This window comes from Ochrobactrum sp. S1502_03 (assembly GCF_044435015.1).
Classification (GTDB): Bacteria; Pseudomonadota; Alphaproteobacteria; order Rhizobiales; family Rhizobiaceae; genus Brucella; species Brucella chromiisoli.
On record NZ_JAYEXN010000022.1, the window covers coordinates 25094 to 38093 of the forward strand.

Sequence of the window (13000 nt, forward strand, 5' to 3'; positions counted from 1 at the left end):
CTTTTGTGATCTCCACTTGCGCATCTGTGCAAAATGTTAAAAGACATAGAAAACTGTGCGTGCGCGCCTGCCACGCGTTTTCTCCGGCACTATTCGCCGTTAAAGTGAAAAACGATAACAAGAAAAGTGGAAACAACATGGGCGTTAATGTCGTCAGCCATCCGCTTGTCCAGCACAAGCTTACCATTATGCGCAAGCGCGAAACTTCGACCGCGAGCTTCCGGCGCCTGCTGAAAGAAATATCGCTGCTGCTTTGCTATGAGGTGACGCGCGATCTCGAACTGACCACCATGCACATCGACACCCCGATGATGCCAATGGAAGCGCCGATCCTCGAAGGCAAAAAGCTGGTTTTCGCCTCCATCCTGCGCGCAGGCAACGGCCTTCTCGAAGGCATGCTGGATCTGGTGCCAGCCGCACGCGTGGCGCATATCGGCCTTTATCGCGATCACGATACACTTCAGCCAATCGAATATTACTTCAAGGCACCCGAAGACATCGTTAACCGCCTCATCATCGTGGTCGATCCAATGCTTGCGACCGGCCATTCAGCCATCGCAGCCATCGACAAGCTGAAAGAGCGCGGCGCAACCAATATCCGCTTCCTCTGCCTGCTGGCAGCGCCCGAAGGCATTGAGCGTTTTACCACAGCGCACCCAGACGTGGATGTCTTCACCGCCTCCATCGACGACAGCCTTGATGAAAAGGGCTATATCATCCCTGGCCTCGGCGATGCCGGTGATCGCATGTATGGCACGAAGTAAGTTTCAAACCTTACGATAAGCAAGAAACGAATCCGCGTTGTGGCCGCTCGACAATTGGTATTGAGTGGCCAGCGCGGATTTTTTATCATCTCAGCATCACAAAGATGGAACATCAATCATGTCTACCGAAGCCCGCCTGACAGAACTCGAAATTCGGGTCGCCGAACAGGAAAAGACGATTGAAGAGCTGTCTGCGGTCCTTGCCGAACAATGGAAAGCGATCGACCGGCTGAATAAAAAACACTTGGCCCTGACGGACCGTTTCCTGACACTCGAAGAACAGACAGCACCCGAAATCCCGATCACCAAGCCTCCACACTGGTAAAGCCATGATTGAAATCATCACACTCGAAGATCGCAATGATCTTGTTGCCACCTGTGCCAAATGGAACCACAAAGAGTGGGGACAAGCGGCGGGTGCAACCGAAGAGCAAGTTGCTTCAGCCTTGCAGCAAATTATCCATTCGGCCGACGGTCAGACGGCGCGTGCAGCTTTATGGAATGGAGAACTCGCGGGCTTTGTCCTGTTGATCCATAGTGATCTTGACAGTCACCCTCACCTCAAACCATGGGTTGCAAGTGTCCTGGTTGCACCCGCGTTTCGTGGGCGCGGCGTTGCCAAGGCACTGATGGCCTCGATTGAAGCGGCAGCGCAGGAGCTGGGCTATGGTGAAGCCTATCTCTATACCAGCAAGCCTGATCTTTATCGCAAAATGGCCTGGGATGATTTTGAGACACTCTCCGGCGAAAATGAAGGCATGCTGATCCTCCATAAGAAAATCGCGCAGGTTTAACTGCGCGATCGATTTTCATTCTTATGATGCCGCCGGTATCGGACAGCTCACACCTGTTCCGCGCAAGCCGCAATAACCATTCGGGTTCTTGGCCAGATACTGCTGATGATAATCCTCCGCATAATAGAATGTTGGAGCATCTGCAATTTCAGTTGTAATCAGGCCAAGACCGCGCGCAGACAAAGCTGCCTGATAGGCATCCCGGCTCTTCTCAACCGCTTCACGATCCGTCTCATCGAACGTGTAGATCACCGAGCGATATGTTGTGCCGATATCATTGCCCTGTCGCATACCCTGCGTTGGATCGTGCTCTTCCCAAAACAGTGTCAGCAAAGCACCGAGGCTCACCGCCTTCGGATCATAAACCACAAGAACAACTTCAGCATGGCCGGTCAAACCCGTACAGGTTTCCTCATAAGTTGGGTTGGGCGTTATTCCACCGGCATAACCAACCGCCGTCACATAGACACCCGGCACCTGCCAGAAAAGCCGCTCTGCACCCCAGAAACAACCCATGCCAAACATGACCTGTTTCAAACCTGCGGGCCATGGGCCTTTCAGCGGCTTTTGAGATACAAAATGCACAGAGGCTGTAGCGAGCGCTGCATCGCGACCGGGCAAAGCGTCTTGTTTTGAAGGCATCTCGACCTTCTTACGATAGCTATCCAGCAAACTCATTTAACATCTCCTGAAATGCATTTCAGCGCGCGCTGAAACTGCCAAAGGGCTTTTTGCGACGATAACCGGCCAGGTAAAAAAGCAGCGCAAGAACACCAAAAACCAACCAACCAGGCTGCTCAAGCACGGGAACGAAGACAGTGTCCCAGCCCGCAGCCCCTATATAATGCGTCATGAAGGCTTCTGCATCCCCCAAGCTTTCAGGCGCACCGCGCGCCCATATATCCAGAAGCGGTTTGACGACCCATTCCGACGCACCAACCGAACGTGCACCATCCAGAACAGCGAAGATCACTGCCAACGCCAGAAACACGACCGCAAAACTGCGCAAAACAAAACGAAACACGATTCTCTGCCTTTGATTTTACCCAGTTTCATCATGCAAAAATGCGTGCTTGATACCATCAATCCTCTGCGTAAAGCATTGCTTCATCATAACATAAAGCGGACAGAGGGAGCAGACTTAAACAAAGCACAAGTTTTTGATTGAATTATATCCTTATAAAACAGAGACTTGCGTAAATTTACGTTTAGATCCAGCGGTTCCGGACAAATTAAAGCAAAAACTGGCAAATAGCAGTTGAACATATGCGTATTCTGGCTATATTGCGCGCCGCACCAGCTGTTTTGGCAACGAACCAATGCCTGATTTGAAGAGCGGTGTGCTTTTTGCAAGAGTTCTTACCGCAGTTGCGGATTTCAAGACAGCAAAAGACGGAGAGGTGGCCGAGTGGTTGAAGGCGCACGCCTGGAAAGTGTGTATACGGGGAACCGTATCGCGGGTTCGAATCCCGCTCTCTCCGCCAGTGTCATTGATTTCATTCACTTTTTTGGCATTTTTCATCGGTTGTCATAACTGTGGAAAACCCTGCCTACCCGCAAGCAGGCAGGGCTATTCGTCTCCTCGTGTTTGGTATTGTGGACTATTGTCCACGTTATCCAGGCTGGTTAGGTGGGAAAATTTTTCCCACTATTTCCGGCTAGGTGAACGGAATCCGTCCAGCAGTCTTTTGTCCGATACCCCTGTCCAATTTTGGACAGGGGTCTTGTCGTTCCTCGTGTTTTGGTCTGCCCCCAATTTTGGGGCCAGTAACCGGCTGGTGATGCCGAATATCTGGCGATCCCGGTAGGGTTCGAACCTACGACAACCGGCTTAGAAGGCCGGTGCTCTATCCAGCTGAGCTACGGGACCGAATCTAGTTAGCCGCGTGCGGCCTTCCTCAAGGCGATGATCTCTGCTTCCAATTGGCTGTGCTTCTGGTCAAGTTCGTCAGTCTTGTCGCTCAGAATCCGCAACAGATATGGAGCGGCTCTTTCAAACAAATCTGCTTCATTCATATCCAGATTCACCAGCGTGTTCGCTATGGCGCGGATCTCGGCGATGTCGTTGCTTAAGTCTGCGTTCATGATGCACCTATTAACTGACTGCTAACCACTTTGGGCGGTTTGCGTTGAAGCCATGATTTAATTTTGATACAGTGTATCTAATTTGGTTTTATCGACACGTCAACACGAAATCGAAACATGGTATCAAAAATATGCTAAGCCCCGTACAATGCAAAATGGCTAGGGTCGCTCTTAATATCGGCGTTCGCGACCTCGCAGCTTTGGCAAAGGTTGCTCCAGGTACGATATCAAGATTTGAAAGCGGCGAACCGTTGAAGGAACGCACAGTCGATGCAATCCAGTCCGCCCTAGAGAAAGAAGGCATTGAATTCTTCAATGGAACCGGAGTAAAATTGCACCCGAAGTAATCGGGGGCAAATCATTGAAGACAGCAATTCTGATCGCCGCACTTTTGACGGCAACCAGCGCACAGGCTGATGACAAGGCACCACGCAACGAGTACTGCGCATCGGCTGGAAGAATGGCCGAGCTGGTTATGGACGCCCGCCAAAAAGAGCGCCCAATGAGTGTGATGATGCAGCTGAAAGTCGACCCGAAGATTTCAGAGCTTTATGAGTCTATGGTTATGAACGCCTATAACCAGCAGGCTTTCCTTACGGACGAGAACAAGCAGCGGGCCATTAAGGAATTTAGGAACGCTGCCGAGCTTGAGTGCTATAAATCGGTGAAGTAAAGAACAGCCTAAAGGCCGCGCTCGCGTAACCATTTCATGGGATCGAACAAAACAAGAACATAACTTCTGTGGACATTACCGCAATCGACGGGCCCAGAATGAGCGCGCACTTAAATTGTATGAGATATTAAAAGAACTAGCGGCTCGCGGGGTCGCCCTGGAAAGTGACATGTCCCGCGAACCAAATGCTAGTTGGATCTGTACCCGCAGGCGGGAAATGGTTGGCGCCATTTCCCGTTGGGGCACACTCTCATTGTGCACCGACCACTATAAACTGACAAGTTAAACCGTGTATGGCGTGTATGATGGCTGTGGATGACGCGATCATACAAGTTAGCGTTTTGTTGCGGAAAAGCAGTTCAATCAAGACGTGATGTATTGCGAGTATGCCCCCCCTGTGCCAGAGATTAGCTGGGCAAAAATAAGGGGTTACTCATGCGGGCTGACATTATTAGATCTATTATTGCAACCAAAGATCCGATTGAAACGTCATTATCTAAATTGTTGGCTACATTTGCCTCCTTGAATACATCTGATGGGATAAATTTTGGCTTAGACACTAAAATACCCGACACAGATGATAGTTTTAGTGAGGTAATAACTAGAATTCAATTGCTAATATCAAACATTATTGGACTTGAAAAAGTTAAGCAGCCAGAACTTGTCCCATACAAGCAAATAAACAACATGCTAATCTGGTGCCGTAGTATTAAAATTAATTTAGACAACATTAATGAATGTTTATTGAAGTTCGTTGGGGAAGGGTCAATTATTAATTCTTTAGAATTAGAATCCCTTTCATTTATATCTGAAGATGGTTCAAGTGTAAGTATATTGGAACCCTCTACAAAGCTGCGTCAAGCTGTAGAGGAGATTCTTTGGCTCTTATGCTTTTTGACACCGTCTGTTCGAAGCAAGGGAAGCATAGACTTTACGCTTACATCTGAAGCGCTATTGGAGGTCTATTCAAATCTGCAAACCGGATACAAGGATTTAAGAGAAGGATTGAGTTCGGTCGAAAACAGCGCAGCACAGGTCGAAAAAGACATTGAGTCCATTACTCAAGAGTCTGAAGAGATAAAGCGTTTAAAATCAGAAGTCTCGAATGAAAGAAAAACTGCTTCTGAGTACTTGGCGGAAATAACTCAGAACCGATCTGCTATTAAGGAAATTCACGATGATGCAGTTACGTTAAAAAGCGCAGTTAGCGAATACAGATCGGAATTCGATGCGTTTCAGAAAAATCTTGAACAAAGAAATCGCACATTCGAGATTGGAAAATCACGGTTGAAAGAATTGACCGAGAGTTTTGAAGCGCGAGAAAATCGAATCGCTGATATTGAGCGACAAGCAGAAGATATGCTCTCCTCATCAACAGTCGCTGGGCTTGCGTCGCATTTCTTAAAATTGAGAACAGAATTAACTCAAGAACTGAGTGATACCCAGGAAACATTCAGAAAAGGGATCATATTCTTGGCAGCGTCGGCTATTCCGTTGCTTCTTTTCGTTTTACATCCAATTCTTTCGCCGTTGTATGCTTGGCTTCTATCTGAAAATGTCGAAAAAATAGTTCGCGGCTTCACATCAGCATCTCAAGACAAATGGGGCTATCTGGGCCAAACCATTGGCAGAATTACCCTACTAGTACCCGCTGTTTGGTTTGTTTCGTTCACCGCTATCAGATACTCCTCACTATTCAGATTGCGTGAGCACTATGCTTATAAGTATTCAATGGCGGCAGCTGTGGAAGGCTTCAAACATCAGGCACCGGAATATCAGGAAGAAATAGCTGCATTGGTACTGGAGCAGTTGGCCTTCAACCCGGTTGATAAACTCGTTCCATCTAAAGAGATAAAAGAAGGCAAGATTCCCAATATCGGCAGGTTTCTATACGAGAAAATTATGGAGAATACCAAAAAGGATCCAGATATAAAGGATGACTAAGAACGGCCCGAAGGCCGCTCTTTTGTCAACAGGCATAAGAACGTACGTTTGAAATTCTTTTGACTATTCATTCAGATGCGCGCCCTCATCTGAATCGCCGCGCTACTAGCACATCATCACATGTGTTAAGTGCTGACTCCCCGTTATCCACATTTGCCCCCATAGCTTTCCCACAATATCCAGCGCCCGCGGCGTTCTGGTTAACCAATGCTTGACGCCCATTGCCGCTTCGCTCATCAGTTGTAACTGTTAGATGATTTGGTACTCAGCAAAATGCAAATATTCTGCGATGAAAGCGGCGGCTGTGATGTTGCCGATAAACATACATTTCTTGTATCGGCCGTTGCTATAGATGCAGCTGATGCGACACGCGTTATCAAGATGTTTAAAAAGACTATTAAAGAAAAAGGCGAGATCAAAGGCGGGTTGCTTCTCGATCTGCAACGGGAAGCATTCTTCGACATTCTGCGTGGAGAGTCTGAGCACAGTTCAGTAATTGTGACTAGTGCGAATTCCAGCGATCTTGGCCGGTGGGCAATAAAAGCTCTAGGCGAACGAAATATCTATCACGGAATGCTGAAGGAGGCTTGCTCTTCATTTAACGTAATTGGTGCAAAGCGCATTAATATCTTTCCGGATAGCGGGCGGTATTCCAAGCAAGAAAGATCATATATTCAAAAAGATCTTGAGAAGAAGCTTGCGCATCTTTACGGCGTTCCTGTTTCGCTGGCGTTTCAAGACAGTCGAAGCCAAGATGGTATACAGGTTGCTGATATTGTTGCAAATTCTGTGTATCAACTGTGCGGCGCCGGTATTGGCGATTTTCGAAATCACCATCTTTTCCAGCCACTTGCGGAAAAAAACCGCTTCACCGTCAGGCCAACTAGCTACAATGGCAATAAGCCTCATTGGCTATGAAAAAGGGCCGCCCGAAAGGCAGCCCTTGAATAAAGCACGTCGACGTTCTAGCTTGGTTCCCACTTCGAGTTACTAACGGTGCCAATTGGCCCCTCCTGGGTGGGCGCTAGGCGCGATCACTATACAGTGAAAACTTACCCTGACGCTGAGTTAGAAGATATCCTATAGGGTACTTTTGTCAACTATTGATAACATAAAAAGTTATACATGAGGTATCCCCCTCGCCCGCATGGTCTTCGGCTCAAACACACGATCCGTTTCGCCACCTGGAATATAAAAGGCACCCCGAAGGGTGCCAATCGTTCACGCCGCCAGTGGCTGGATCTTCTCGCCGACCTTATCAGGCCAGACTCGCAAGGTTTCGCCACGCTCGCCGTGTCTGGTTAATTCGATATGCTGAAGTCTGCCGCCAATGGCATGAGCAAGACATTCTTTTCGGTCATCATAGAAGCCGTTGATATTACCCTTGTCGTGGCGTGCAGCTTCAAAAGCTCGAATTGCCTCCGCACATACGTCCGCGGTTTCATCCATCACGCAACCGAATGAACAGACACCATCAAGATAGATGTAGGTCGCGCCAGCGTTGAATTGGTCATCTTCCTGTATGGTGTGACGATACAAGATTTCAGGCCGGCTGTTTTCTTCGGAAAAACCCGCGATGAGGATGTCCATCGGCGTGTTGTCCATCCATCGGTCGAGCAATTGCCAAATCATCGGCAGACTTTCTTTTAGCTCGTCCCATGTCTTTGCTTCACCAAGTAGCACGAGCTCCTGAAAATAAAGGAAAGCTCGTCCCTGTCCGCGTGAAATAAACGCTGCATTAAGCCCGGGCACCTGCCAGATTTTAGGGTGAATGCCCGCGACCGTCCCATCGTCGTCATAAAAAACAGCATCTGCAAACAAGTGTATTTTATCGCCGTCAATTGCGGCTGCCATAGCGCTCAATGAAGCACCTCCAGTTTAAATGTACTGTAGCGCGGACCAATCGCCCCGCCGTCGTTGAAGCCAAGCGCCTTTCCAAGTCCGCCTAAAATACCCCCGCCTTTCAGGTCAAACAGACCGTCAAAAGCAAGGTCGAGCAATTTCTGGCCGATACGCCCGAGAGCATCAGCAAACACATCGGCGGCTTTCTTTCCCTCAAGGAAACCATCGACAATGCCGCGCGATAGATCCTTCTGAAACTGCGCGGCGTCTTCTGCGTTCTCACGGATTTTGTTTTGAGATTCAGAGAGCTTGTTGGCTTCAACCGTTGCTAGAGCAAATTGATTGGCCGTTGCAGCAATCTCAGCGCGCAGTTCAGGCGTGATAGCAACACCAGCCTTTTGAGCGGCATTCAGCAACTCTTGCTCGGCACGAGCCTTTTCCATCGCGAAGCCGTAATCATCAATCAGAGGATTGATTTGACGTTGTGCCTCCGTTTCTGCGACCAGCGCCGCGGTGCGGTCAATAATAGATTGGAGCGTGTCGTCAAACTTTTCGGCAGGTGTCTTCTTTTGGCTGCCCTTCTTTTTATCGCCGGTATCTGACGGCGCGACCTGTTTGCTGACACCAGCCTTATCCAGCTTCGCAAGCTGCTGCTCGATCTGCAAAACAGAGCTTGTCAAAGCATCCGCTTCTGCTCGCGCTTGATCGGCGGCATATTCGAAGGGAGCGAACTTCATTCCAGTCATTTTCTGGAATGCATCAACTCGCCCCTGCGCTGCCCAGAAAGTCGAATCAGCCATCGCTGCAGCGGCTTTAGCCGCCTCAAGCTGCATGGCAATTTGATCACGCAATGCCTGCGTATATTTACCAGACGAATCCTTAGCCTTGTCCAGTGCCTCGGCGTTCAGTTCAATGACACCGTTGAAACGCCCCGCTGCAGCTTCTGCTGCATTCTGACGGTTGGAAAGCAAAAGAACACCAGCCGCAACCGCGCCAATCGTCAGACCAATCGGACCCAGTGCAGCATTGAAAGATGCTGCTGTTACTGTCCCAGCGCGAAGGGCGGTGATCAATGCACCGATAGCCGTGACCCCCGCACCGGCCGACGTGATCAACTGCCCGATGGCCCGACCAGCAAGGGCCGTGCCAAGGATTGTTGCGAGATTAAGAGCCACATCCGCCAACGCGCCAAAATTGTCGGCAATCGATAAGATATGTTCCGCGACCTTGACCGAGGCGCCCGACGCTTGATCCATCCCGCCGACCCACTGGAGGATTGCATTGTTCAACTGGCCGAACGCGTCCGCGACAGTCGCTGGCATCCCTTCAGCTTCCCGACGAAGCTTTTCCAGCTCCTTAGTGATACCGAATAATTCTTTACGGGTAATCTTTCCATCTGCACCAAGCTTGCGTAGCTCGAGCGTCGATTTACCCATTGATGCGGCGAGAGCTTCCGCAACTCGTCCACCTGATTCAATGACTGTATTGAGGTTATCACCAGCCAGCTTACCGGTTGCCATTGCCTTGGAAAGGGCGCTCATGACGCTTGCGGCACGATCACCTTTCGCACCAGACACGACGAGCGCATTGTTCAACGCTTCAGTGTAATCAAGCACCTGTTGGGTGCTGTAACCAAGCTCGCGCAGCGTTCCGGCGTTGGCAATATAAGCTTCGGCGGTCTGCGCCAGATCTGAGTATGTGCGGCGCGCCATCTCACTGATGCGCTCCATGACAAGCGGCGCGGCCTCCATCGATCCTGCCGCATTGCCAACGCGCGCTTGAAGATCAGACCACTGGTCGGCATATTTGACTAAGGCATTGACTGAGAGGGCGGCACCGATTCCAGCAAGAGGCCCCTTAAGACCGTCGAATGAACGAGTAAAAACACCGTTCAAATTCTTGTTCATCTGCCGAGCACGTTGCTCAATCAAGTTGAATTGCTTGTTCGATACGCCCTGCGCTCGCGCCAAGCTTTTTTCAAACGACTTGAAGTCTGCTGATAGCTGGACAACCAGGCTTTCCAGGTCGACCGCCATTTACGCGACACCACGTTCATAGTCGAATAATCGCAATAGGGCCTCGGCGCTTTCCTTGCGGTCATTGTGAGCACCCCAAATGGCAAGGCCAGCGACGATCATCGACTCTGCAACCTTCTCCGGATCTAGGCCGGTTGCCACCATTCGGCGTGCGGTATTGAGCGCAACAGAATGCGCGGATTGAAAATCATCCATTTGATTTCCCATTAAAAAAACCGCCTCAAGGGCGGGTGTGGTTAAGATGTTGGTAAATGGCTATGGCTTCTGGTCTGAATTGAGCTGCTTTCAGGTCCGGATGCCAGCAACAAGGCGGCACAAGAGGAAGATCCAGCGCGCCGATCTCGTTTAACGCATCGTGCAGCGTCCAGTGCTCCTGCCATCCGCCGCCCATCTGAGCAGGCGAATTGATATAATTTTCAAATGCGGCGGCGATTTTTGGCGTGATCTCAAATCGCGCACGGGTGGCGCGTTTGCTTTCGCGTCTACGAACCGGCATTGCCGAACTCTCGAGCACCCCAACAATCGGGGCCATACTCCTGCACGATCTGCGCACCCAACGCCCGCCAAGCATCAGTAGCGAGTTCGCGCGGCGGCGGTTCGTGATTGAACGTGACCCCTGCATGATGAAGGTCTGAGAAAATGTCGATGCCGGTTGAAAGGTATTCCTCCCACTCCTCAAAGAGGAATGCCGTGCGGCGGCGGCTAGCTTTACGACGAACCGGCATCAGCGGCGGTTCCCATAATCGGCCGTTCGCGGTGCGCGTGGCGCTTCTGGCGTGTCTACACCATCCAGAGCTAGTTCTCTGACAAGTCTTGCAAAAGCGATACGGCTGTCTCGTTCGATAGCAACTTCCGGCCTTGCCTTCGGTTGATCAAAACGGTCAAGAAAAGTCATACCATCTCGATCAATGACCTCACGGGCAGCGACGGTGCGGTCCCATGCTTCGGCCGCCAATGTCAGCAATTTGATGTGGTGAAGCTCAAGATCGAAGTCTTCAACGACCGATTTGAACCAATTTTGAGTAGTTTTTTGCAGGTGCTTCGGCGCTCGTTGCGCCGGATTCCCTAGAGTTTTGGGCATTGAGCCTCCAAAAATTTATTTGAACCGGGGCAGAACGCGTGAACGCTGTGGTCCCTCGCCGTTCCGGCGTCGCTCACCTTCGAGACTTTTGAGTCCCCATACCCCTCAGGATCACTGGTCAAGGTCAGGAGGGACGAGAATCCCTTCGGGTTCCACTATGACTGACGGGTCGATCACGCGAATCGTTGTAGCTCGTGGGCTGCAGGCACCAGCTGGAACTGCCTTATAACGGACGGCATCACCCGCCTTAACAGGAGAACCTTCGACGGACGACGCAACGAAAAAAATGTTGCAAGGTTCTGCTTTTATGAATCCATAGCGCTGCACAGGATTATAAAAGAGTACGACGCTAACCGGCATTGGTCGGCGACCAGATGCGTCGCAAATCCTCTGCCCGTCTCCTACCTTGGCATTCAGTGGTGGCATAAGCGAAGCCGTCACCGATGGCTGGCTTTAGTTTTGCAATTTTGAACGTCGTTGAATGAACAAAGACATCTGCGCCGCGAGGGGACTGATCATCTGTTAGAAAGCCAAATCCCCGTTCATCATTCCAGATTTTAAGAATACCGGTCGGCATATTGCCTCCTTATGAGAAGGGCGCCGAAGCGCCCCAATGTCTTACGAACCGATTTTCATCAGCTTGATTGCATTGCTATCGAGCAGACCGCCACCAACGCGCTTAGTGGTGTAGAACTGCACGAAAGGCTTGCGGCTGTATGGATCGCGAAGGATCTTGATCCCCATCCGATCATTGATCAGATAGCCGGACTCGAAGTCGCCCCAAGCCACAGGCGTGCTGCCTGGTGCAATGTCTGGCATTCCTTCATCTACCTCGACTGGATAACCTAGGATGGTGGATGGAATGCCAAGGGCAACAGACTGCTGAAGCAGATAACGACCATCACCATCCTTGATTTTCGCAATTGCGCCCATCGTGCGGCTGTTCAAGAGCCACGAAGCACGACGGCGATATCCGGCTTTCAGGCTGTAAAGCAGATCAATGAACTCGTCGAACTTCGGCGCAACACTCGATGCCACGGTCTGCAAGGTGCCGAATGGGCGCGTTGCATCAGCCGTCGCAGCTTGAGGATAGGTCAAAAGACCCTTGGGCTTATTCACACCGTTACCGTTGAGGAACGCCGTGCCTTCCTGCTCTTCGAACTCTTTCGTAATTTCACTGATAACAAAGTCACCAATGTTGATCGGAGAGTCGTCCAACATACGCTGCGTCACGGCAGGGTTTGCATAAACTTCCCCCGCTGGGAACTCCAGCAGCATGAGCTTGCTTGTGTCCGTCTCGTCACGATCGTCGGTCTCGCCAACCCATCCTGAAGCTGTACCGCCAAGGTTGAAGGGCTGCTGATAGTTCGAAGCCTTTGTCATGACGGTTTTGGCAAGACGCCGCATCGGAGAAACGTCACGCTGAGCCTCAATGATAGTCGTGCTCAGTTCATCAGGAACGATGTAGCCGCCGTCCTCTGGAACACCAACCTGCATTGCGGCTTTCGGACCAAGGCCGTTGAAAGCCTCTTCGCTGCCGGTTTTGACGAAGGTACCAAGAGCTGCGCGGGCTCGACTGCCGTTGCGGGCGCTGTTCGATGACGCGTTATGTGGCTGACCGGCGCCCGAAATCATGATTGCTGCCAGCTTGGAATTTGCATCATCCACCGCGGCCTCAGCCGAAGCAAGACGGGTGTCATGACTGGCCTTAAATGCTTCGAAAGCTTCGCCCTGTTTTTCGATGAGGGCAGTTACGGTATTAATGTTAGTCATGGGTTTTT

The 13000-nt window shown here is 50.6% G+C and carries 17 protein-coding genes and 2 tRNA genes; 7 read left to right on the top strand and 12 right to left on the bottom strand.

Going from position 1 to position 13000, the window contains the following annotated elements:
• The first annotated feature begins 137 nt into the window (after positions 1-137).
• The 3 genes from upp to VBH83_RS13880 all read left to right on the top strand — a co-directional run bounded on the left by upp (position 138) and on the right by VBH83_RS13880 (position 1558).
• On the top strand, positions 138-764 hold the full coding sequence (gene upp, locus VBH83_RS13870; RefSeq protein WP_265982847.1) for a uracil phosphoribosyltransferase: 627 nt from the start codon (positions 138-140) through the stop codon (positions 762-764).
• A gap of 118 nt (positions 765-882) precedes the next feature.
• Positions 883-1089 (top strand): SlyX family protein, encoded by a 207-nt coding sequence (locus tag VBH83_RS13875; RefSeq protein ID WP_265982846.1) that lies wholly within the window; start codon positions 883-885, stop codon positions 1087-1089.
• 4 nt (positions 1090-1093) lie between these two features.
• Positions 1094-1558, top strand: coding sequence for a GNAT family N-acetyltransferase (locus tag VBH83_RS13880; protein WP_265982845.1), 465 nt, complete (start codon positions 1094-1096; stop codon positions 1556-1558).
• 21 nt (positions 1559-1579) lie between these two features.
• On the opposite strand, the gene msrA is transcribed toward VBH83_RS13880, so the two are convergent.
• Complete coding sequence (gene msrA, locus VBH83_RS13885; protein WP_265982844.1) at positions 1580-2236, bottom strand: peptide-methionine (S)-S-oxide reductase MsrA; 657 nt, start codon at positions 2234-2236, stop codon at positions 1580-1582.
• 22 nt (positions 2237-2258) lie between these two features.
• Positions 2259-2582: a hypothetical protein gene (locus VBH83_RS13890; protein WP_265982842.1), complete on the bottom strand. Its 324-nt coding sequence runs from the start codon at positions 2580-2582 to the stop codon at positions 2259-2261.
• Between the two features lie 370 nt (positions 2583-2952).
• Between VBH83_RS13890 and VBH83_RS13895 the strand changes: the two genes are divergently transcribed.
• Positions 2953-3042: transfer RNA gene (locus VBH83_RS13895), tRNA-Ser, on the top strand.
• Between the two features lie 309 nt (positions 3043-3351).
• Here VBH83_RS13895 and VBH83_RS13900 read toward each other — a convergent pair.
• Positions 3352-3428 (bottom strand) — tRNA-Arg (locus VBH83_RS13900).
• An 8-nt stretch (positions 3429-3436) separates the two neighbouring features.
• The gene (locus VBH83_RS13905; protein WP_396998238.1) at positions 3437-3643 is read right to left on the bottom strand and encodes a hypothetical protein; all 207 of its coding nucleotides are present in this window, start codon (positions 3641-3643) and stop codon (positions 3437-3439) included.
• 361 nt (positions 3644-4004) lie between these two features.
• On the opposite strand from VBH83_RS13905, the gene VBH83_RS13910 reads away from it, so the two are divergent.
• The 3 genes from VBH83_RS13910 (at position 4005) to VBH83_RS13920 (ending at position 7178) form a co-directional block, all read left to right on the top strand.
• Complete coding sequence (locus VBH83_RS13910; protein WP_396998240.1) at positions 4005-4316, top strand: hypothetical protein; 312 nt, start codon at positions 4005-4007, stop codon at positions 4314-4316.
• A gap of 435 nt (positions 4317-4751) precedes the next feature.
• Complete coding sequence (locus VBH83_RS13915) at positions 4752-6260, top strand: hypothetical protein (protein WP_396998242.1); 1509 nt, start codon at positions 4752-4754, stop codon at positions 6258-6260.
• Between the two features lie 273 nt (positions 6261-6533).
• Positions 6534-7178 (top strand): DUF3800 domain-containing protein, encoded by a 645-nt coding sequence (locus VBH83_RS13920; RefSeq protein WP_396998244.1) that lies wholly within the window; start codon positions 6534-6536, stop codon positions 7176-7178.
• Positions 7179-7481: 303 nt separating this feature from the next.
• On the opposite strand, the gene VBH83_RS13925 is transcribed toward VBH83_RS13920, so the two are convergent.
• From VBH83_RS13925 to VBH83_RS13960, 8 genes are all read right to left on the bottom strand, one after another.
• Positions 7482-8123: a hypothetical protein gene (locus VBH83_RS13925; protein ID WP_396998246.1), complete on the bottom strand. Its 642-nt coding sequence runs from the start codon at positions 8121-8123 to the stop codon at positions 7482-7484.
• Positions 8120-10138, bottom strand: a complete 2019-nt coding sequence (locus VBH83_RS13930) for a tape measure protein (RefSeq protein WP_396998248.1) — start codon at positions 10136-10138, stop codon at positions 8120-8122. Before VBH83_RS13930 ends, VBH83_RS13925 begins: the two co-directional genes overlap by 4 nt.
• The gene (locus tag VBH83_RS13935; protein ID WP_396998250.1) at positions 10139-10333 is read right to left on the bottom strand and encodes a hypothetical protein; all 195 of its coding nucleotides are present in this window, start codon (positions 10331-10333) and stop codon (positions 10139-10141) included.
• A gap of 25 nt (positions 10334-10358) precedes the next feature.
• Positions 10359-10634 (bottom strand): hypothetical protein, encoded by a 276-nt coding sequence (locus tag VBH83_RS13940; RefSeq protein WP_396998252.1) that lies wholly within the window; start codon positions 10632-10634, stop codon positions 10359-10361.
• Positions 10621-10863: a hypothetical protein gene (locus tag VBH83_RS13945; protein WP_396998254.1), complete on the bottom strand. Its 243-nt coding sequence runs from the start codon at positions 10861-10863 to the stop codon at positions 10621-10623. Before VBH83_RS13945 ends, VBH83_RS13940 begins: the two co-directional genes overlap by 14 nt.
• The gene (locus tag VBH83_RS13950; protein WP_132227990.1) at positions 10863-11219 is read right to left on the bottom strand and encodes a hypothetical protein; all 357 of its coding nucleotides are present in this window, start codon (positions 11217-11219) and stop codon (positions 10863-10865) included. The genes VBH83_RS13945 and VBH83_RS13950 overlap by 1 nt, the downstream gene beginning before the upstream one ends.
• A gap of 349 nt (positions 11220-11568) precedes the next feature.
• Complete coding sequence (locus tag VBH83_RS13955) at positions 11569-11796, bottom strand: cold-shock protein (protein WP_396998256.1); 228 nt, start codon at positions 11794-11796, stop codon at positions 11569-11571.
• A 41-nt stretch (positions 11797-11837) separates the two neighbouring features.
• Positions 11838-12992 (bottom strand): phage major capsid protein, encoded by a 1155-nt coding sequence (locus VBH83_RS13960; protein ID WP_396998258.1) that lies wholly within the window; start codon positions 12990-12992, stop codon positions 11838-11840.
• Positions 12993-13000 lie beyond the last annotated feature (8 nt).